Source organism: Actinocrispum wychmicini (assembly GCF_004345645.1).
In the GTDB taxonomy this organism is placed as follows: Bacteria; Actinomycetota; Actinomycetes; order Mycobacteriales; family Pseudonocardiaceae; genus Kibdelosporangium; species Kibdelosporangium wychmicini.
Window position 1 is genome coordinate 255,873 of record NZ_SLWS01000014.1, and the last position, 19,845, is coordinate 275,717.

The 19,845-nt window shown below is 69.3% G+C and carries 18 protein-coding genes; 14 read left to right on the forward strand and 4 right to left on the reverse strand.

The annotated features are described in order from the left end of the window. The first annotated feature begins 117 nt into the window (after positions 1 to 117). The 12 genes from pyrR (at position 118) to metK (ending at position 12,548) form a co-directional block, all read left to right on the forward strand. On the forward strand, positions 118 to 690 hold the full coding sequence (gene pyrR / locus EV192_RS46200) for a bifunctional pyr operon transcriptional regulator/uracil phosphoribosyltransferase PyrR (protein ID WP_132125104.1): 573 nt from the start codon (positions 118 to 120) through the stop codon (positions 688 to 690). Then, the gene (locus EV192_RS46205) at positions 687 to 1,646 is read left to right on the forward strand and encodes an aspartate carbamoyltransferase catalytic subunit (protein WP_132125105.1); all 960 of its coding nucleotides are present in this window, start codon (positions 687 to 689) and stop codon (positions 1,644 to 1,646) included. Before pyrR ends, EV192_RS46205 begins: the two co-directional genes overlap by 4 nt. Next, the gene (locus EV192_RS46210; protein ID WP_132125106.1) at positions 1,643 to 2,938 is read left to right on the forward strand and encodes a dihydroorotase; all 1,296 of its coding nucleotides are present in this window, start codon (positions 1,643 to 1,645) and stop codon (positions 2,936 to 2,938) included. Before EV192_RS46205 ends, EV192_RS46210 begins: the two co-directional genes overlap by 4 nt. After that, complete coding sequence (locus tag EV192_RS46215; RefSeq protein ID WP_132125107.1) at positions 2,935 to 3,429, forward strand: PH-like domain-containing protein; 495 nt, start codon at positions 2,935 to 2,937, stop codon at positions 3,427 to 3,429. Before EV192_RS46210 ends, EV192_RS46215 begins: the two co-directional genes overlap by 4 nt. Then, a complete protein-coding gene (carA, locus tag EV192_RS46220; RefSeq protein ID WP_132125108.1) occupies positions 3,426 to 4,541 on the forward strand; it encodes a glutamine-hydrolyzing carbamoyl-phosphate synthase small subunit in 1,116 nt (371 codons plus the stop codon). Before EV192_RS46215 ends, carA begins: the two co-directional genes overlap by 4 nt. Further along, on the forward strand, positions 4,541 to 7,861 hold the full coding sequence (gene carB, locus EV192_RS46225; protein WP_132125109.1) for a carbamoyl-phosphate synthase large subunit: 3,321 nt from the start codon (positions 4,541 to 4,543) through the stop codon (positions 7,859 to 7,861). Before carA ends, carB begins: the two co-directional genes overlap by 1 nt. Then, positions 7,858 to 8,694 carry an orotidine-5'-phosphate decarboxylase gene (gene pyrF / locus EV192_RS46230; protein ID WP_132125110.1) on the forward strand — a complete coding sequence of 279 codons (837 nt, stop codon included), beginning with the start codon at positions 7,858 to 7,860 and terminating at the stop codon, positions 8,692 to 8,694. The genes carB and pyrF overlap by 4 nt, the downstream gene beginning before the upstream one ends. Before the next feature lie 111 nt (positions 8,695 to 8,805). Then, complete coding sequence (gene mihF, locus EV192_RS46235) at positions 8,806 to 9,123, forward strand: integration host factor, actinobacterial type (protein WP_054293572.1); 318 nt, start codon at positions 8,806 to 8,808, stop codon at positions 9,121 to 9,123. Between the two features lie 2 nt (positions 9,124 to 9,125). Continuing rightward, positions 9,126 to 9,716 (forward strand): guanylate kinase, encoded by a 591-nt coding sequence (gmk, locus tag EV192_RS46240; protein WP_243727499.1) that lies wholly within the window; start codon positions 9,126 to 9,128, stop codon positions 9,714 to 9,716. A 16-nt stretch (positions 9,717 to 9,732) separates the two neighbouring features. Further along, positions 9,733 to 10,014, forward strand: coding sequence for a DNA-directed RNA polymerase subunit omega (rpoZ, locus tag EV192_RS46245; RefSeq protein WP_207926781.1), 282 nt, complete (start codon positions 9,733 to 9,735; stop codon positions 10,012 to 10,014). Between the two features lie 11 nt (positions 10,015 to 10,025). Next, positions 10,026 to 11,279 (forward strand): bifunctional phosphopantothenoylcysteine decarboxylase/phosphopantothenate--cysteine ligase CoaBC, encoded by a 1,254-nt coding sequence (gene coaBC, locus EV192_RS46250; RefSeq protein WP_243727500.1) that lies wholly within the window; start codon positions 10,026 to 10,028, stop codon positions 11,277 to 11,279. 87 nt (positions 11,280 to 11,366) lie between these two features. Continuing rightward, entirely contained in the window at positions 11,367 to 12,548 is a 1,182-nt protein-coding gene (gene metK / locus EV192_RS46255; RefSeq protein WP_132125148.1) for a methionine adenosyltransferase, read from the forward strand. Between the two features lie 51 nt (positions 12,549 to 12,599). Here the strand turns inward: metK and EV192_RS46260 are convergent, their stop codons facing one another. Together EV192_RS46260 and EV192_RS46265 are read right to left on the reverse strand one after the other, a co-directional pair. Beyond that, positions 12,600 to 13,541 carry a hypothetical protein gene (locus EV192_RS46260; protein ID WP_132125112.1) on the reverse strand — a complete coding sequence of 314 codons (942 nt, stop codon included), beginning with the start codon at positions 13,539 to 13,541 and terminating at the stop codon, positions 12,600 to 12,602. A 1-nt stretch (position 13,542) separates the two neighbouring features. Next, positions 13,543 to 14,151, reverse strand: coding sequence for a TetR family transcriptional regulator (locus tag EV192_RS46265; RefSeq protein WP_132125113.1), 609 nt, complete (start codon positions 14,149 to 14,151; stop codon positions 13,543 to 13,545). Positions 14,152 to 14,232: 81 nt separating this feature from the next. Here EV192_RS46265 and EV192_RS46270 point away from each other — a divergent pair, with 81 nt between their 5' ends. Beyond that, complete coding sequence (locus EV192_RS46270; protein ID WP_132125114.1) at positions 14,233 to 16,236, forward strand: primosomal protein N'; 2,004 nt, start codon at positions 14,233 to 14,235, stop codon at positions 16,234 to 16,236. Positions 16,237 to 16,242: 6 nt separating this feature from the next. Here EV192_RS46270 and EV192_RS46275 read toward each other — a convergent pair whose 3' ends face one another. Both EV192_RS46275 and EV192_RS46280 read right to left on the reverse strand, forming a co-directional pair. After that, positions 16,243 to 17,577: a hypothetical protein gene (locus EV192_RS46275; protein ID WP_132125115.1), complete on the reverse strand. Its 1,335-nt coding sequence runs from the start codon at positions 17,575 to 17,577 to the stop codon at positions 16,243 to 16,245. Beyond that, a complete protein-coding gene (locus EV192_RS46280; RefSeq protein WP_132125149.1) occupies positions 17,574 to 18,200 on the reverse strand; it encodes an RNA polymerase sigma factor in 627 nt (208 codons plus the stop codon). The genes EV192_RS46275 and EV192_RS46280 overlap by 4 nt, the downstream gene beginning before the upstream one ends. A gap of 371 nt (positions 18,201 to 18,571) precedes the next feature. On the opposite strand from EV192_RS46280, the gene EV192_RS46285 reads away from it, so the two are divergent. Beyond that, on the forward strand, positions 18,572 to 19,714 hold the full coding sequence (locus tag EV192_RS46285; protein WP_243727501.1) for a carboxylate-amine ligase: 1,143 nt from the start codon (positions 18,572 to 18,574) through the stop codon (positions 19,712 to 19,714). Positions 19,715 to 19,845: the final 131 nt, after the last annotated feature.

A 19,845-nucleotide genomic window follows, 5' to 3' on the forward strand; every position in this document is an offset into this window, starting at 1 on the left:
CACCACCCGGAAGGTCTACCGACTTCTCCTGGTACCGTCCCTGATGACCCTGGTAGCAAGGGTCCTCGACATCCTTTAACGACCCGTCCGGCGAGGCGGGGAAGGAGGTCCCTGACCGTGCCGCGAACCCGTGGCGCGGCGGACCCTGGCGGGCGGCGTGAGCTGCTTTCGGCCGGGGACGTCGCGCGCACCGTCGCTCGAATGGCCCATCAGGTCATCGAAAAAACGACTCTCGGTGCTGCCGACGCTGCTCCGGTCGTGCTTGTCGGTATTCCGACGAGGGGCGCACCGCTGGCCGAGCGTCTGGCAGCACGCATTGCGGAATTCAGCGGAGTGACTGTCCCGGTCGGCGTCCTTGACGTCACGCTTTACCGCGACGACCTGCGGAGACGTCCCAACCGCCCGCTGGAGCCGACCGCGTTGCCCGGCGGGGGCATCGAGGACAAGCTCGTGATCCTGGTGGACGACGTCCTCTACTCGGGGAGAACAGTCCGTGCCGCTCTGGATGCGCTGCGTGACCATGGGCGGCCGCGAGCGGTCCAACTCGCCGTCCTGGTCGACCGCGGGCACCGGGAACTGCCGATCCGCGCGGACTACGTCGGCAAGAACGTCCCGACCAATCGGGCCGAGGAGATCGTGGTGTCGCTGGCCGAGCTCGACGGCCGGGACGCGGTGGAGCTGGTCGGATGAGACACCTACTGAGCTGCGAGAACCTTGGCGCGGACGCCGCGACTGCGATCCTGGACACAGCCGGCGCGCTGAAGCAGGCGCTGCTGGGCCGGGAGGTCCGCAAGCTGCCGACGCTGCGCGGGCGGACCGTCATCACGATGTTCTACGAGAACTCCACGCGCACCCGCGTCTCGTTCGAGATCGCCGGCAAGTGGATGAGCGCGGACGTGGTCAATGTCTCGTCCGGCGGCTCGTCGGTCAGCAAGGGCGAGTCCCTGCGGGACACGGCCTTGACGCTGGCCGCGGCCGGCGCGGACTGCGTCATCGTGCGGCACCCCGCGTCGGGCGCGGCGCACCGTCTGGCGGAGTGGCTCGCGGGCACACACACGTCGGTGGTGAACGCGGGCGACGGCACGCACGAGCACCCGACGCAGGCCCTGCTCGACGCGGCGACGCTGAGGGAACGCCTCGGCGGGCTCAACGGTCGCCGAGTCGCGATCGTCGGAGACGTGCTGCACAGCCGAGTGGCGCGCTCCAATGTGCACCTGCTCACAACGCTCGGCGCGGAGGTCGTACTCGTCGCACCGCCGACGCTGCTGCCGTCAGGCGTGGAGCGCTGGCCGGTGAACGTGTCGCACGAGCTCGACGCGGAGCTGTCCGCTGTGGACGCCGTCATGATGCTCAGGGTTCAGGCGGAGCGGATTGCGGGGCCTGCCGGCCCTGGAGGCAGTAACGGCGGTTTCTTTCCCTCTGCGCGGGAGTACTCCATCGCCTACGGTCTGTCCGAGGCGCGCCTGCGCCTGCTCCCCGAACACGCGGTCGTGCTGCACCCCGGGCCGATGCTGCGCGGCATGGAGATCGCGTCCGCGGTGGCTGACTCGCCGCGCGCCGCGATCACCGACCAGGTCCGCAACGGGGTGCACGTCCGCATGGCCGTGCTGTACCACCTGCTCGCCGGAGAGGAAGAAGTCGCATGACGCTGATCCGAGGCGCCGTGCCCTACGGCGAAGGTGACCCGGTCGACATCGTCGTCGAGGACGGCCAGATCGCCGAAATCGCAACCGCGACGGGCAACGTCCGCGACCGGGCCGGGGACGTGATCGACGCGCACGGCCTGATCGCCCTGCCCGGCCTCGTGGACCTGCACACGCACCTGCGGGAACCGGGCCGCGAGGACACCGAGACCATCGAGACGGGCTCGGCCGCCGCCGCTCTCGGCGGCTACACGGCCGTTTTCGCCATGGCCAACACTGATCCCGTCGCGGACAACCCGGTCGTGGTCGAGCACGTGTGGCGGCGCGGCCGTGAGGTCGGCCTGGTGGACGTGCACCCGATCGGCGCGGTCACGGTCGGCCTGAAAGGGGAGCGGCTCGCCGAGCTCGGCGCGATGGCCCGCAGCGCGGCCAACGTCCGGATCTTCTCCGACGACGGCATGTGCGTCGCCGACCCGCTGATCATGCGCCGCGCCCTGGAGTACAGCCGTGGCCTGGACGTCCTGATCGCGCAGCACGCCGAGGATCCCCGGCTGACGGTCGGCGCGCAGGCCCACGAGGGCGAGGCCGCGGCCCGGCTCGGCCTGGCGGGATGGCCGGCGGCGGCCGAGGAGTCCATTGTGGCCCGGGACTGCCTGCTGGCCGGGCATTTCGGCGCGCAACTGCACGTCTGCCACGTCTCGACCGCCGGCACAGCCGACGTCCTGCGGTGGGCCAAGGCGCGCGGCACGCAGGTGTCGGCGGAAGTCACACCGCACCACCTGTTGCTGGACGACGACCGGCTGGCCACGTACGACCCGGTCAACAAGGTGAACCCGCCGCTGCGGACCTCGTCGGACACGAAGGCGTTGCGCGCGGCCCTCGCCGAAGGGGTCATCGACTGTGTGGCGACCGACCACGCGCCGCACGCCCCGCAGGACAAGGACTGCGAGTGGTCCGCGGCCCGACCCGGCATGCTCGGCCTGCAGACCGCGTTGTCCATCGTGATCCAGACCATGGTCCGGCCGGGGCTGCTCGACTGGCGTGGCGTCGCGCGCGTGATGAGCGAGCGGCCGGCGGAGATCGCCGGCCTGCCCGACCAGGGCCGGCCGATCGCGGCGGGCGAGCCGGCGAACCTGGTGCTCGTCGACCCGGCCAGGACGTGGGTGGTGAACGGCGCCGAGCTGGCCAGCCTGGCCGGGAACACGCCGTACGAGGGCATGGAGCTGCCTGGGGTCGTGCACACGACGCTGTTGCGTGGCCGGGTCACCGCGCAGGACGGGAGGACACGGCCATGAGGGCCCTGTTGACCGTCGCGATCGTGGTCGTGTTCCTGCTGTGCGTCCTGGCGATGTGGTGGGGCTACCGCAACCGGGCCCGCCGGCAGGACGCGGTGCTGCCGGAGTTCCCGCAGCCACCGAAGACACCAGCACCGGACGTGCTCGAACCGGCGACCGGTGTCTACGTCAGCACGACCACGGCGGCCAGCTGGCAGGACCGGATCGCCATCGGCGACATCGGGTTCCGGGCGGCCGCGACCATGCACCTGACCGGCGACGGCGTCCTGTTCGACCGGGAAGGCGCCGACCACGTGTGGATCCCGGCGGGGTCCGTGGTGGGCGCGCGGACCGACCGGGCGATCGCGGGGAAGGTGATGGGCAAGGACGGCCTGCTCGTGGTCCGCTGGCGGCTCGGCGAGCACGAGTTGGACACCGGTTTCCGAGGAGACGACAAGGACGTGTACGCGGACTGGGTGGACGCGCTGCAGCGGATGGGAGGAAAGGCGTGACTACACCAGCTGCGCTTGTGCTTGAGGACGGCAGGGTTTTCCGCGGTGAGGCCTTTGGCGCGGTCGGCGTGAGCCTCGGCGAGGTTGTGTTCTGTACGGCGATGACGGGGTACCAGGAGACGTTGACGGATCCGTCGTATCACGGGCAGATCGTGGTGGCCACGGCGCCGCAGATCGGCAATACCGGGTGGAACGACGAGGATGACGAGTCGGCGAAGATCCACGTCGCCGGGTATGTGGTGCGCGATCCCGCGAGGGTGCCGTCGAACTGGCGGTCGCGGCGGTCGCTGGACGCGGAACTGGTGAGCCAGGGGATCGTGGGGATCTCGGGGGTGGATACCCGTTCGATCACTCGGCATATCCGCGAGCAGGGCGCGATGCGTGCCGGGGTGTTCTCCGGTAACGCGCTGACCGAGGCCGACGGCATGGTCGCGCAGGTGCAGGCGAGCCCGCAGATGAAGGGCGCGGACCTGTCCGGCGCGGTGTCCACGAAGGAAACCTACGTGGTCCCGGCGGACGGGGAACGCCGGTTTCGGGTGGCCGCGCTTGACCTGGGGATCAAGTTCAACACGCCGCGGATGATGGCTCAGCGGGGGATCGAGACGCACGTCCTGCCGGTGGGGTCCACTATGGAGGATTTGCTGGCGGTCGAGCCGGACGGGGTGTTCCTGGCCAACGGGCCGGGTGACCCGGCCACCCAGGCGCACGCGATCAGCCTGACCGAGCAGGTGCTTCAGCGGCGGATCCCGCTGTTCGGGATCTGCTTCGGCAACCAGATCCTCGGCCGGGCCCTCGGCCTGGGCACCTACAAGATGACCTACGGGCATCGGGGGATCAACGTGCCGGTGATCGAGGCGGCGACCGGGCGGGTGGCGATCACCGCGCAGAACCACGGCTTCGCCCTGGAAGGCGAACCCGGACAACGGTTCGCCACCCCGTACGGCCCGGCTGAGGTGAGCCACTACTGCCCGAACGACGGCACGGTCGAGGGCGTGCGCTGCCTCGATGTGCCCGCGTTCTCCGTGCAGTACCACCCGGAGGCCGCGGCCGGCCCACACGATGCCGAGCCTCTTTTCGACCAGTTCGTGGACTACCTGAGCGGTGAGCACTGATGGGCAAACGGACTGACATCCAGCACGTGTTGGTGATCGGGTCGGGGCCGATCGTGATCGGGCAGGCGTGCGAGTTCGACTACTCCGGCACCCAGGCCTGCCGCGTGTTGCGCGCGGAGGGCCTGCGCGTGTCGCTGGTGAACTCCAACCCGGCGACGATCATGACCGATCCGGAGTTCGCCGACGCGACCTATATCGAGCCGATCACGCCGGATTTCGTGGAGAAGGTGATCGCGGCCGAGCGGCCGGACGCGATCCTGGCCACCCTGGGCGGCCAAACCGCCCTCAACTGCGCCGTCGCCCTGCATGACCGCGGGGTGCTGGCGAAGTACGACGTGGAGTTGATCGGCGCGGACATCGACGCCATCCAACGCGGTGAGGACCGGCAGAAGTTCAAGGACATCGTTGCCCAGATCGGCGCCGAGACCCCGCGCTCCCGGGTCTGCCACTCGATGGACGAGGTCCGCGACACGGTGACCGACCTTGGTCTGCCGGTGGTGATCCGGCCGTCGTTCACCATGGGCGGGTTGGGCTCCGGCATGGCCCACACCCCCGAAGAACTGGAGCGGCTCGCGTCGGTCGGGTTGGCCGAGTCGCCGGTGACCGAGGTGTTGATCGAGGAGAGCGTGCTCGGCTGGAAAGAGTACGAACTCGAACTCATGCGCGACCGGCGCGACAACGTCGTGGTGGTCTGCTCGATCGAGAACATCGACCCGATGGGCGTGCACACCGGCGACTCCGTCACCGTCGCCCCGGCGATGACCCTGACCGACCGCGAGTACCAGCACATGCGCGACGTCGGGATCGACGTCCTGCGGGCGGTCGGCGTGGACACCGGCGGCTGCAACATCCAGTTCGCGATCAACCCGGCCGACGGGCGGATGGTCGTGATCGAGATGAACCCCCGGGTGTCCCGCTCCAGCGCCCTGGCCTCCAAGGCGACCGGGTTCCCGATCGCGAAGATCGCCGCCAAGCTGGCCATCGGCTACACCCTGGATGAGATTCAGAACGACATCACCGGCGAGACCCCGGCGAGCTTCGAGCCGACGCTGGACTATGTGGTGGTCAAGGTGCCGCGGTTCGCGTTCGAGAAGTTCCCCGGCGCCGACAAAACCCTCACCACCACCATGAAATCCGTCGGTGAGGCGATGTCACTCGGCCGGAACTTCACCGAAGCCCTCGGCAAAGCACTGCGGTCGATGGAAACCAAGGCCGCCGGGTTCTGGACCACCCCCGACCCCGACACCACCCTCCAATCCACACTGGAACAACTCGCCGCCGGGCATGACGGCCGCCTCTACACGGTGGAACGCGCCCTGCGGCTCGGTGCCACGGTCGAGCAGGTGCACCAGGCGTCGAAGATCGACCCGTGGTTCATCGACCAGATCCTCTCCCTGGTCGAACTCCGCACCGAGATCATGGACGCGGCCGTTCTGGACGAAACCCTGTTGCGCCGGGCGAAACGGGCGGGGTTGTCTGACCGGCAGATCGCCGCGCTGCGACCGGAACTGGCCGGTGAGGACGGGGTCCGCACGCTGCGGCACCGGCTCGGTGTGCGGCCGGTGTTCAAGACCGTGGACACCTGCGCGGCCGAGTTCGCCGCCCGCACCCCCTATCACTACTCCGCCTACGAATCCGACCCCGCCGCCGAATCCGAGGTCGCCCCCCAACCTGACCGACCCAAAGTGTTGATCTTGGGGTCCGGGCCGAACCGGATCGGGCAGGGCATTGAGTTCGACTACTCCTGCGTACACGCCGCGATGGCGTTGCGCGAGGCCGGGTTCGAGACCGTCATGGTCAACTGCAACCCGGAGACCGTCTCCACCGACTACGACACCTCGGATCGCCTCTACTTCGAGCCGCTCACCTTCGAAGACGTCCTGGAAGTGGTGCATGCGGAGCGGCAGTCCGGCACCGTCGCCGGAGTGATCGTGCAGCTCGGCGGGCAAACCCCGCTCGGCCTGGCCCGGCGGCTGGCCGACGCTGGCGTGCCCATCGTGGGCACCCCGCCCGAGGCGATCCACCTGGCCGAGGACCGCGGCGCGTTCGGCGAGGTCCTGCAGGCCGCCGGGCTGCCCGCACCCCGCTACGGCACCGCCACCTCCTACCCCGCCGCGAAACGCATCGCCGACGAGATCGGCTACCCCGTCCTGGTCCGACCGTCCTACGTCCTCGGCGGGCGCGGCATGGAAATCGTGTACGACGACGCCACCCTGGCCGACTACATCACCCGCGCCACCGAGGTGTCGCCCGAGCATCCGGTCCTGGTCGACCGGTTCCTCGACGACGCCATCGAAATCGACGTCGACGCGTTGTGCGACGGCGACGAGGTCTACATCGGCGGCGTCATGGAACACATCGAGGAAGCCGGCATCCACTCCGGCGACTCCTCCTGTGCTCTGCCTCCCATCACCTTGGGCCGCACCGACCTGGACAACGTCCGCCGCTCCACCGAGGCCATCGCCCACGGCGTCGGGGTGCGCGGCCTGCTCAACGTCCAATACGCCCTGAAAGACGACCAAATCTACGTCCTGGAGGCCAACCCCCGCGCCTCCCGCACGGTGCCGTTCGTGTCAAAGGCGACCGCGGTGCCGCTGGCCAAGGCCGCCGCGCGGATCATGCTCGGCGCCACCATCAAGCAACTGCGAGACGAGGGCATGCTGCTCGCCACCGGCGACGGCGGCGAACTACCCTCCGACGCCGCCGTCGCCGTCAAAGAAGCCGTCCTCCCCTTCCACCGTTTCCGCACCCCCGACGGCAAAGGCGTCGACTCCCTGCTCGGCCCGGAAATGAAGTCCACCGGCGAAGTCATGGGCATCGACACCTCCTTCGGCAAGGCCTTCGCCAAGTCGCAGACCGCGTCCTACGGCTCATTGCCCACGTCAGGACGGATTTTCGTGTCCGTGGCGAACCGCGACAAGCGGGCGATGATCTTCCCGGTGAAACGGCTCGCCGACCTCGGGTTCGAGGTCGTGGCCACCACCGGAACCGCGGAAGTGCTGCGACGCAACGGAATCCCTTGCACCGAGGTGCCCAAGCACTTCGAGACCGATGGCGGGCGCAACGCCGTCGACGTGATCCTCGCCGGCGAGGTGAAGATGGTGATCAACACGCCGTACGGCAACAGTGGACCCCGTGTGGACGGTTACGAGATCCGTACCGCCGCGGTCGCGCGCGACATCCCTTGTGTGACCACGATTCAGGGCGCCGCAGCGGCCGTACAGGGCATCGAGGCCCTGATCCGGGGGGATATCCATGTCCGGCCGTTGCAGGCCTTGCAAGAGGCGCTGAGGGCGAAGCTGACAAGGGGAACGCCATGAGGGCATCGTTCGGATCCCGGCTCACCACGGCCGTGTCGCTGCGTGGGCCGCTGTGCGTCGGCATCGACCCACATCCGGGATTGATCACCGCGTGGGGCCTGCCGGACGATCCAGGTGGACTGGAACGGTTCGCGCTGACGTGCGTCGAGGCGTTCGCCGGTGAGATCGCCGTGCTCAAGCCCCAGTCGGCGTTCTTCGAGCGGCACGGGTCGAAGGGGATCGCGGTCCTCGAACGGGTCATCGCCGAGTCCCAGCAGGCCGGCGCGGTGGTCCTGCTGGACGTCAAACGCGGCGACATCGGCTCGACCATGGCGGCCTACGCGGACGCCTACCTGGCCGACGGCTCACCGCTCGCGGCGGACGCCGTAACACTGTCACCGTACCTTGGTGTGGGCTCGTTGGAACCTGCGTTCGAAGCGGCGGAGAAGTCCGGCCGGGGCGTTTTTGTCCTTGCGCTGACCTCGAATCCTGAAGCTTCGGAGGTACAGCGCGCGGTGAACGGCGGACGCGCCACCGCCCAAACGGTGGTGGACCTCGCGGCCGAACGCAACATCGGTGTTACTCCGATCGGTGGAATCGGCGTTGTTGTTGGCGCAACCATCAAGGACCTTGGGGTGGACCTGTCGACCCTCAACGGACCCGTGCTCGCACCCGGTTTCGGGGCGCAGGGAGGCACCCTGTCCGATATCCGGACACTCTTCGGAAAGTCCCTGCGTAACGTACTTCCGGCCACGTCACGGGGGGTGCTCCAAGCCGGTCCGGACGTCTTCGCGCTGCGTAGTGAGGCCCTGCGCACCCGTGACGCGATCGTGTCGGCCGCCGGTGACCACTGATGTACCACGCGTGATCCCGCCCTGATTGGCCACCCACGTTGTCCTGGGATACCCGAGGTCGGTACGGTCGCCAGCACCCGATCCAGAAACACCCACCCCACGGAGGAAATCGTGGCCCTTCCCCAGCTGACCGAGGAGCAGCGGGCCGCAGCGCTGGAGAAGGCGGCTGCCGCTCGTCGGGCTCGGGCGGAGCTCAAAGAGCGCCTGAAGCGAGGCGGCACGACCCTTAAGGACGTGCTGGCTCAATCCGACAGCGACGAGGTCCTGGGCAAGATGAAGGTGACCGCACTGCTTGAGGCCCTGCCGGGCGTCGGCAAGGTGCGGGCCAACCAGATCATCGAGCGGTTGCAGATCGCGCCCAGCCGCCGTCTCCGGGGCCTCGGCGACAGGCAGCGCAAGGCGCTGCTCGCCGAGTTCAGCGGCGAGTAATTGTGATTGACCGGGAGCCGGGGACGGGTGTGCGCGCCCAACCCCGGCTCACTGTTGTGTCGGGTCCGTCCGGGGTCGGGAAGTCCACTGTGGTGGCACAGGTGCGGAAACTGGACCCGGACATCTTCTTCAGCGTCTCCTGCACCACCCGCGCGCAGCGGCCGGGCGAAGTGGACGGTCAGCACTACCACTTCGTGGACAGGCAGCGGTTCCAGCGGATGATCGAGCAGGACGACTTTCTTGAGTACGCCGAGTACGCCGGGAACTTCTACGGCACACCACGCCAGCCAGTTCTGGACGCGCTGGCCGCGGGCCGGCCGGCGATCCTGGAGATCGAGCTGCAGGGCGCGCGGCAGGTGCGCGCCGCGATGCCTGAGTCGCAGCTCGTCATGCTCGTACCGCCGTCCTGGGAGACACTGGTGGGGCGGCTCACCGGGCGCGGCACCGAAAACCCCGACGTGGTGGCCCACCGGCTGGCCGTCGCCGAGAAGGAGTTGGACGCCCAGGGCGAGTTCGACGCGCTCGTGGTGAACACCGACGTGCGGCAGGCCGCGGCCGAGTTGCTAACCTTGACAACGGGAAGACCATCTTGACCAGGCAGGAGTTGTTTTGAGCACCGAGCTGGGCGCACTGGGTGAGCCGACCGCGAACCTGGAAGGCATCACCAACCCCCCGATTGACGACCTGCTGGACAAGGTCAGTTCCAAGTACGCGCTGGTCATCTATGCCGCCAAGCGTGCCCGTCAGATCAACGACTACTACGCGCAGCTCGGCGAGGGCCTGCTGGAGTACGTCGGCCCGCTGGTCGAGCCGGGCCCGCGGGAGAAGCCGCTGTCGATCGCGCTCCGCGAGATCCACTCCGGCCTGCTTGAGCACACCGAAGGCGAGTGACGGAGCCGACCGTGTTCGGGCCCCCGGCGGACGTGCCCCCGGCGGACAGCCGGCCCCGGGTGGTCCTTGGGGTCGGAGGTGGGATCGCCGCCTACAAGGCGTGTGAGGTCCTCAGGCGGCTCACCGAGTCCGGACACCAGGTGCAGGTGCTGCCGACCGCGGCGGCGCTGAACTTCGTCGGCCGGGCGACTTTCGAGGCGCTGTCCGGCCGGCCCGTGCACACCCAGGTCTTCGAGGACGTGTACGACGTCCCACACGTCCGGATCGGCCAGGAGGCCGACCTGGTCGTCGTGGTCCCCGCGACCGCGGACCTGATCGCGAAGGCCGCGAACGGCCTCGCGGACGACATGCTGACCGGCACGTTGCTGACCGCCCGCTGCCCGGTGCTGATGATCCCGGCGATGCACACCGAGATGTGGGAGCACGCCGCCACCCAGGCCAATGTGGCCCTGCTGCGGTCGCGGGGCGTGGTGGTCGCCGAACCCGCCAGCGGCCGGCTGACCGGCAAGGACACCGGCAAGGGGCGACTGGCCGATCCGGCCGAGATCGTCGACCTGGCCCGGCTGCTGCTGGCCCGGTCCGACAGTTTGCCCCGGTCCCTTGCGGGCAAGCGGGTGGTGGTGTCCGCGGGCGGGACGCGTGAACCGCTGGATCCCGTGCGCTACCTGGGCAATCGCTCGTCCGGCAAGCAGGGGTACGCGCTCGCTCGGGTCGCCGCCCAGCGCGGCGCGCAGGTGACGCTCGTGTCCGCGCACACGGTCGCGTTGCCCGAACCGGCGGGTGTGGACATCGTGCACGTCGGCACCGCCCTGGAGCTGCGGGACGCCGTCCACAAGGCCGCGGCCGACGCCGACATCGTGGTGATGGCCGCCGCGGTCGCGGACTTCCGGCCGGTGACCACCGCCACCCACAAGATCAAGAAATCCGACCGGGACCCGGACCCGGTGGCCCTCACCCGCAACCCGGACGTGCTGGCCGAACTGGTCCAGGCCCGTGCCGCCGGCCGGCTGCCGGCGAGCCAGGTGATCGTCGGGTTCGCCGCCGAGACCGGCGACGAGAGCGGGGACGTGCTCACCCACGCCCGCGCCAAGCTCGCCCGTAAGGGCTGCGATCTGCTGGTGGTGAACGCCGTGGGGGAGGGGCAGGCGTTCGAAGTGGAGGACAACTCCGGGTGGCTGCTCGCGAAGGACGGCCAGGAACGACCTATCGCATTGGGGTCGAAGGCGCAAATGGCGGCCGAAATCTGGGATTTCGTGCACAGTTGACGGTCCACTCACCCGCCTTCAGTAGGCTGTCCGAGTTCACCCGGGATGACTTGAGGGGAAGACACATTGGCTAGTAAGGCAAGCCGGCTGTTCACGTCGGAGTCGGTCACCGAGGGGCATCCGGACAAGATCTGTGACGCGATCAGCGACTCGATCCTGGACGCCCTGCTGCGCAAGGACCCTCGGTCGCGGGTGGCGGTCGAGACCATGGTGACCACCGGCCAGGTGCATGTGGCCGGTGAGGTCACCACCGAGGCGTACGCCGACATCCCGGCGATCATCCGGGAGAAGATCCTGGAGATCGGCTACGACTCGTCGGCGAAGGGCTTCGACGGCAACTCCTGTGGCGTCAACATCGCCATCGGCGCCCAGTCGCCCGACATCGCGCAGGGCGTCGACACGGCGTACGAGTCCCGGGTCGAGTCCGCCGACGACGAGATCGACCGTCAGGGCGCGGGCGACCAGGGCCTGATGTTCGGTTACGCGTGCACGGACACGCCCGAGTTGATGCCGCTGCCGATCGCGTTGGCGCACCGCCTGTCGAAGCGGCTGACTCACGTGCGTAAGGACGGTTCGCTGCCGTACCTGCGGCCGGACGGCAAGACCCAGGTGACCATCGAGTACGCCGGCGACCAGGCCGTGCGGCTGGACACCGTGGTGGTGTCGTCGCAGCACGCGGACGGCATCGACCTGGAGAAGATGCTCGGGGTGGACGTGCGGGAGCACGTCATGCTGCCCGAGCTGGCCGACCTGGAGCTGGACACGTCGAACGTGCGGCTGCTGGTGAACCCGACCGGCCGGTTCGTGATCGGCGGCCCGATGGGCGACGCCGGCCTCACCGGCCGCAAGATCATCGTCGACACGTACGGCGGCATGGCCCGCCACGGTGGCGGCGCGTTCTCCGGCAAGGACCCGTCGAAGGTGGACCGGTCCGCCGCGTACGCGATGCGCTGGGTTGCCAAGAACGCTGTGGCGGCCGGGCTGGCGTCGCGGATCGAGGTCCAGGTGGCCTACGCGATCGGCAAGGCCGCGCCGGTTGGCCTGTTCGTGGAGACGTTCGGCACCGAGAACGTGGACCCGGCCAAGATCCAGCAGGCCATCAGCTCGGTGTTCGACCTGCGGCCGGCCGCGATCATCCGCGACCTGGACCTGCTGCGCCCGATCTACGCGCCGACCGCCGCGTACGGCCACTTCGGCCGGCCGGAGCTGGACCTGCCGTGGGAGCGCACCGACCGGGCCGCCGCCCTGAAGCAGGCCGCTGGCGTCTGAGGAAGTCGAGCGTCACCGGCCGGGCATCCGTGGATGCCCGGCCGGTTTCGGTCAAGCTCGTTTGTAGCGGTCGGCCATGGTGTGAAACACCTTTTTCGGCTCCCATGTGGTCTCGTCGAGCATGCGGACCACGCCGTACGAGCCGAGGTCTTTGTCGCCCTGGTAGGTGTAGCCGGCGAAGGTGAACCAGAGTGCGGTGTCGACGCCTTCCTCTTCGAAGATGTCGAGCAGTTCGGTGAAGTAGCGAACCTGCTCGTCCTCGTCGCGTACCGCGCCTTCCGGTACCTGCCACGCCATTCCGCCGCGGTCGCCCGCGCCTTGGTAGGCGCACGTTCCGAATTCGGTGACCGCGACCGGCTTGCCGTGGGTGAAGTGCCGGCGCAGTTCGGACCGGAACTCCTCGGCGTTGTAAGCCGCTCGGTAGGCGTCCACGCCGACGATGTCGAACGGACTCCAGTCGATGAACTCCCACGGGCCGGCGGCGTACGTGACCCGGCCGCCGAAATGGGACCGGACGGTCGCGGCGGTCTGGGCGAGGAACTCGTTGAACCGCTGCATGATCGGGCCGAGGGATGCCCACCATTCCTGATCGGCGCTGACCATGGTCTGCAGGCGGTCGGAGTACGTGTCGCCCGGGATGAAGCCGCCGCAGAAGGCACTGATCTCACAGCCGGCGACGAACACCACGTCGGCGCCGTCCCGCCGCAGGGTTTCCGCTCGTTGTGCGCAGTCTTCCAGGAACGGGAGCAGTTGATCGGTGGGCATGTCGACAGGGAACGGCGCGAACCACACCTCCAGACCGGCGTCGGCGGCGCAGCGTGCGGCGACGCTGAGCCGCTCGGGATCGCCGCCGGAGACACGGACTGTCTTGCAGTGCAGTTCGCCGACGATCACCGCCATGTCGTGCTGGACCACCTCGGGGGTGAACGTCTTCCGGGAGATGCCTTCCCCAGGGAGGAAACCGGTGTCGTAGTTGATGCCGTGTGCGCGCACGTCACTTTCCTTTCGTGTGGTCGATGCCGTGTTCGAGCAGGTCGAACGCGAGCTCGATGTCCTGCGCCAGTGCGCCGGTCGCCTGTTCGGGTGACGTGCCGCCGGTCAACAGGTGGAAGAACGACTCCTGGAGGGTGAGCACGGTGGCGGCGATCTGAGCCGCCATCAGCGTGGCCGCCCTGGGCCCGTGGTCCTCGGCCAGCACTTCGGCCAACGCCTGACGCTGCTGGTAGAGCAGGGTGTTCGCGGCCGCGCTGAGCAAGGGACTGGCGATGATCACGCGCGTTCGCCCAACTACGTCGTCCCAGTCGATCGCGCCTGTGTGCACCGCCGCGAACGTGCGAAAGTGCGTTCGCAACGCCTGCAGCGGTGTCTGGTCGGGCGCTCGCCGGGCGACGATGCCGGCCAGGTCGTCGTCGCCAACACCCTCCAGCACGAGCGACTCCTTGCTGGGGAAGTACGTGAAGAGGGTCGCTTTGGCGACCTCCGCGGTCTCGGCGATCTCGTTCACCGTCACCGCCTCGAAGCCGCGTTCGGTGAACAGCTTCAACGCCACCACGGCGATCCGCCGCTTGGTCAGCTCCTTCTTGCGTTCCCGCAGGCCTGCCATGACCGAATAATATCAGACTCGGTCTGAAATCAGACCGGGTTCAGTAATTGGCGGGACGGGACCCTCTGGTAGACACCTGACATGGTCAAACCGGGTGTCCAGCACAAGGGCGAACGGCAGCCGGCCGCCGTCCTGCCGGTCGCCCGTGTCTACGTGGACGTGCCGCTCGCGCACCTGGACAAGGCCTTCGACTACGTCGTTCCGGCGCATGTCGACGCCGACGTGGTGCCCGGCTGCCGGGTGCGGGTCAGGTTCTCCGGGCGGCTGGTCGACGGATACGTCATCGACCGGGTGGCCGAGTCCGACCACCCCAAGCCGATGTTCCTGGAGAAGGTGGTCTCGTCCGAGCCGGTGCTGTCACCGCCGATAGCCCAACTGGCCCGCGCCGTGGCCGACCGGTACTCGGGCACGATGATGGACGTGCTGCGGCTGGCGATTCCGCCGCGGCACGCACGCGCCGAAGCCGGCGAGTCGCCCGAGCCCGTCGCCCTCGCACCCGTGGACATGTCGGGGTGGGACCGATATCCGCGCGGTGGTGCTTTCGTAGAGGCGCTGCGTGCCGGCCGTAAGGCCCATGCCGTGTGGCAGGCGCTGCCGGACGAGGACTGGCCGCGCCGGCTCGCCGAACTGGCCGTCACGGTCGCCGCCACAGGCCGGGGTGTGGTGCTCGTCGTGCCGGACTACCGCGACGTGGCCCGTCTGCACGCCGCGTGCCTTGACCTGGTCGGGAAGGACGGGGAACCCGCGGTTGTCGCGTTGTCGGCCGATCTGGGGCCATCCACGCGGTATCGCAGGTGGCTCGCGGTGCTCCGCGGCAGCGCGCGGATCGCGGTGGGCACGCGAGCGACGGCGTTCGCGCCGGTCACGGACCCAGGACTGGTCGTCGTGTGGGACGACGGCGACGACCTGCACGCCGATCAGCGCGCGCCGTACCCGCATGTACGGGAGGTCCTCACGCTCCGGGCGCACCTGTCGGGCGCGGCACTGCTTGTGGGCGGCTTCGCCCGTACGGCCGAGGCGCAGCTGCTGGTGCAGTCCGGTTGGGCGCACGAGTTGGTCGCGTCGCGCGAGTCTGTGCGGCAGGCCGCGCCCCGGGTGACCGCCATAGGCGAGACCGACGTACAGATCGCGCGGGACCCCGCTGCGCGCGCGGCGCGGCTGCCGCTCGTCAGCTTTGAGGCCGCGCGGGGTGCCCTCGCGGCTGAGGCGCCGGTGCTGGTGCAGGTGCCTCGCCGTGGTTATGTGCCCGCCCTGGCGTGCGCCAACTGCCGTGCGCCCGCGCGGTGCCGGCGGTGTGCCGGGCCGCTGGCGTTGCCCGGCGGACGGGACGCCGACGTTCCCCGGCCGCCCGGGTGCCGGTGGTGCGGTGCCGCGGAGGCCGCTTTCCGTTGTGGCGAATGCGGTTCACGGCGGCTACGGGCGGTCGTCGTCGGCTCCAAGCGGACCGCGGAGGAGTTGGGCCGGGCGTTCCCGGGCGTGCCGGTGCGGACATCCGGCGCCGACGAGGTGCTTGCTTCCGTGCCCGACACGCCGGCGCTTGTGGTGTGCACGCCGGGCGCCGAGCCGGTCGCCGAGGGCGGGTACGGCGCCGCGCTTCTGTTGGACAGCTGGGCGTTGCTCGGCCGGGCGGATCTGCGGGCGGCCGAGGAGACCCTCCGGCGGTGGATGGGCGCGGCCGCCCTCGTCCGGCCCTCGGTGGACGGCGGACGTGTTGTGGTCGTGGCGGATTCGTCGCTCGGGCCGGTGCAGGCGTTGGTGCGGTGGGATCCCGCGTGGCACGCCGAGCAGGAACTGGCCGGGCGCACCGAGTTGGGCTTCCCGCCCGCGGTCCGAATGGCCTCGGTGGACAGTTCGCCGGACGCGTTGGTCGAGTTCCTCGAACACCTTGAGCTCCCGCCGTCCGGCGAGATCCTCGGCCCGGTCCCGTTGGGGGACAACGGAGACCGGGAACGAGCCCTGATCAGGTCGTCCCGAGTGGACGGACGGGCCCTGGTCGCGACCCTGACCAACGCCCAGGCCGCCCGCACGGCCCGCAAGGACCCGGAAGCCCTCAAGGTTCGCCTTGACCCGCTCGAACTCGTCTGAACGAGCTCAGCGGGCGTTCAGCGGGCCGCGGTACAGCTCGTTTCCTTTCGCGTCGTAGATCGTGGTCGACAGCGTCGCCAGGTGGTCTTCGGGGAGCTGGCCGGTGTCGTCGATCTGGGAGTCCGGCACGATCGAGATGAACGTCCCGTCCTTCACGTCGGTGTCCAGCTCGGTCGTGCCGTCCAGGACGACGGACATCTTGGTGGCGTCCGCACGGACCGTGCCGAGGATGACCAGGCCGTCGTCGCCGCCGTTCATCACCGAGGTCTGGGCCGCGTCCACCGGCAGGGGGGACCGGACGAACTGCGTGTACGCCTGGAAGTTCTGGTTCGTCGCCTCGCTGAAGTCCAGGGTCGCCGAGTCGGTCTGCCACTGGCAGACGGCCACTCCTTTGGCGTTCGTGGCCATGATCAGCTCGTTGCCGTTGACCGTCGCGGCCGCGCCTGCCTGCCAGCTGTCCCGGTCGGGTTCCGGGTCGTGCGAGCCGGCCATGCAGTCGGCCAGTGCCTTGCCCCGGGTGCTGGTCCGTTCGGCCGGCGCCGGTCTGTCCACAACGGACACTATGGGCGGCGGGACGCTCGGGATGTCCCGGATCGGGTAGGTCGGGTCGTCGTCGTCCGGCCGGTCCGGCTGGTCGAACGGCATGTCCGGGGGCAGCTGCTGGGCCTGCAGGTGGGCGTCCGGGGCGAGGTCGGCCGTGGTGTACAGGACGAACATGCCGTCGCCCTTCTCCGGCGCCGCGATCATGGCGTCGTTCCCGTCGGCCGGGGTGATCTCGAACGTGTCCCACGACGGGTCCGTCAGGCCGGCGACCGTCCCGTTCGGAGTCGCGAACAGCGCGCCCGTCGCCGAACCCGTCGCGTAGGCCGGTTCGGCCGACGGGTTCGACAGCGTCACGGTCGTCAACGTGCTCTCGCAGAACAACGGCTTGCCACCGGCTCGCGCCGCGGTGACCTCGACCCCGTTCAGCTCGGCGGTGAACGAGACCGTCCACTGTGGCCGGTCCGGAAAGGTGGCCGCCGCCGGGGACGCCTTGGCCGCGTTGAAGCAACGGTCGAGATCCGCGGAGGAGTGGTCCGTGGCGCCGCTCGCGGACACCTCACCGACCGGCGCCTGTGCGGTCGCCGGACCGGCGTCCTCGGCCGTCGGTGTCGACTGCGCGGCGACCAAGGACACGGCAGCGGCCAGGACGGTGACCGAGATGGCCGCGGCGAGCGGTGCGCGGACGCGTGACACGCGAAACCGGGCCGGCCGGTCCAACTCCCGCCACAGCTTGCGGCGCAGCCGGTCGCGGACCTCGGGCGGCATCTCCCGCCGGGGCGGAGGAAAGAAGTCGCTCACGACTCCTCCTCGGTGAGGTCGCGGCCCAGGACCTTGCGCAGGCGGGCGCGGGCGCGGGAGATCCGGGACCGGATGCTCACGTCCTCCAGGCCGAGCAGCTCAGCGGCCTCGGCCACGGACAGCTCGCCGATCAGGCACAGCTCCACCACCTGGCGCTCGGACTTCGGCAGCTTGGCCACCGCGGCCAGGACGGTCCGCATCCGGTTCTCGCCGTCCACCTTGTCGGCGACATGCTCGGCGTGGTCCGCGACGGCCTCCTGGGTGGGGACCCGGCGCAGCATCCGGGCGAACCGGCCGGAGCTGCGGTACTCCGAACGTGCGAGGTTGCCGGCGACCGCGTACAGCCACGGCAGTGCGCTGTCCCGGACCAGGGTGACCTCGTTGAGTTTGCGCCACGCGGTCATGAACGTGATCGAGGTGAGGTCCTCCGCGAGCGACCAAGAACCGGTCAGCCGGTAGGCGTGGTTCCACACCGCCTGCGCGTGCCGCTCGAACAGTTCGCCGAACGCCGCCTTGTTGCCGGACGCCGCACGCCGCCACAGCGCTGAGTCGCTGTGTCGGTCCTCGACGGGTTCAGCCCCTGCCGGCGGCCCCAGGGCGGGGTCGCCGCGGTCGGGCAGCATCCTCGCTCCCAGCGTCCGGTTCGCGGTGGTCGTCACGTCTGGAGGTGTCCGCCTCCCCCTGAACTGTTGCATACCGCCGTTGTGGCTCCGGTATCGGCCCAAAGGATGAGTCTCGGACCGTCCCATGGAAGGACGCGCGGAGCAGGGGGCGCCCGGCAGTCTTCAGCGGGGAGGTGGGGTCATGAGCGCGGTAGCCGCCGCACGATATGTCGGAAAACTGGTGTTGGCGTTCTTTGTGATGCTCCTCCTCGGTGCGTTGGACTGGTGAACGCGCGGGAAACTCACACTTGGTTTCCCTCAAACGCCGCATGCGCTCGACCGGTGCTGACTCCTACTGTCGATTGTGAGGACGGTCGTCACTGGAGGCAGTCGTGAGCGAAGCCCGGCTTGACACCCGTGAACGACTGCTCCGAACGGCGAGCGCCCCACGGGATCTGCTGTCGGTCGGCGTCGAAGAAGAGTTCATGCTGGTCGACACCGGAACGGGCCGGCTGGCCGACCGCGCCCCGGACGTGCTGTCCAACGCCGACGCGGAAGGCGTGGACCTGCAGGCGGAGATCACCCTCAGCCAGGTCGAGACCGCGTCAGGTGTCTGTCTCAGCATGGGTGAGCTGCGGGAACAGCTCGTGGGTGCGCGGATGGCCCTCGGCGAGCAGGCCGCCATGTACGGTGCCCGCATCATCGCCTCCGGCACGCCTGTACTGGCGCGGACATCGCCGCTCATGCTCACCCCCGTGCCGCGGTATCACCGGATGAACCGCGAGTTCCGTGCGCTCGTCGGCGACCTGCCGGTCTGCGGCTGCCATGTCCACATCGGACTGCCCAACGACGAGGCCAGGGTGCTGGTCTCCAACCACCTGAGGCCGTGGCTGCCGACCCTGCTCGCGATCGGCGCCAACTCGCCCTACTGCAACAGTTCGGACACGGGGTACGCCAGTTGGCGCTACCTGATGTGGGGCCGATGGCCGTCCGCCGGCCCACCACCGTGGTTCGAATCGGCGGCGTCGTACTACGCGGCCCGTGAGGAGGTCATCTCCAGCGGCGCCGCGATCGACGTGGGAATGCTGTACTGGGACGCGCGACTCTCGGCGCATCACCCCACGGTCGAACTTCGGGTTTGCGACGTAGCGCCAACGGTCGACGACGCGGTGATGCTCGCCGCCATCGTGCGGGGGATCGCCGCGACCGCGTTGGCTTCGGAGACACCCGCCTTGGCCGTGCCGCAGCACCTGCTCCGGCCGGCGTTGTGGCGCGCGGCTCGGGACGGTCTGGAAGGTCTCGGGCTGGACGTGCGCACGGGTGAGTTGGCACCTGCCGGGAACTTGGCTGCGGCTCTCGTTCGGTGGATCCGGCCTGCTTTGGAGTATGCCGGGGACTATGAGCTGGTGAACGAGTCGCTTGCTCGGCTGCTGCTGGATGGGTCTGGTGCGGCTCGGCAGCGGGCTGCTTTTGCTCGGGAGGGGCGGTTTGAGGATGTGGTCGGTTTTCTTGCTGACCAGACTTGTCCGGTGTAGGACTGTTCTCCTCGGCCTTCCCCTTTTTCGGACCTATCGAAAAGAATGATTGTGCTGGGCGCGAAACGTTGTTTGGTCACCTTGGAGTGTGGCTTCCAGCCTCGGGTTTCGGTTCCGGCGCTGGTTACCCT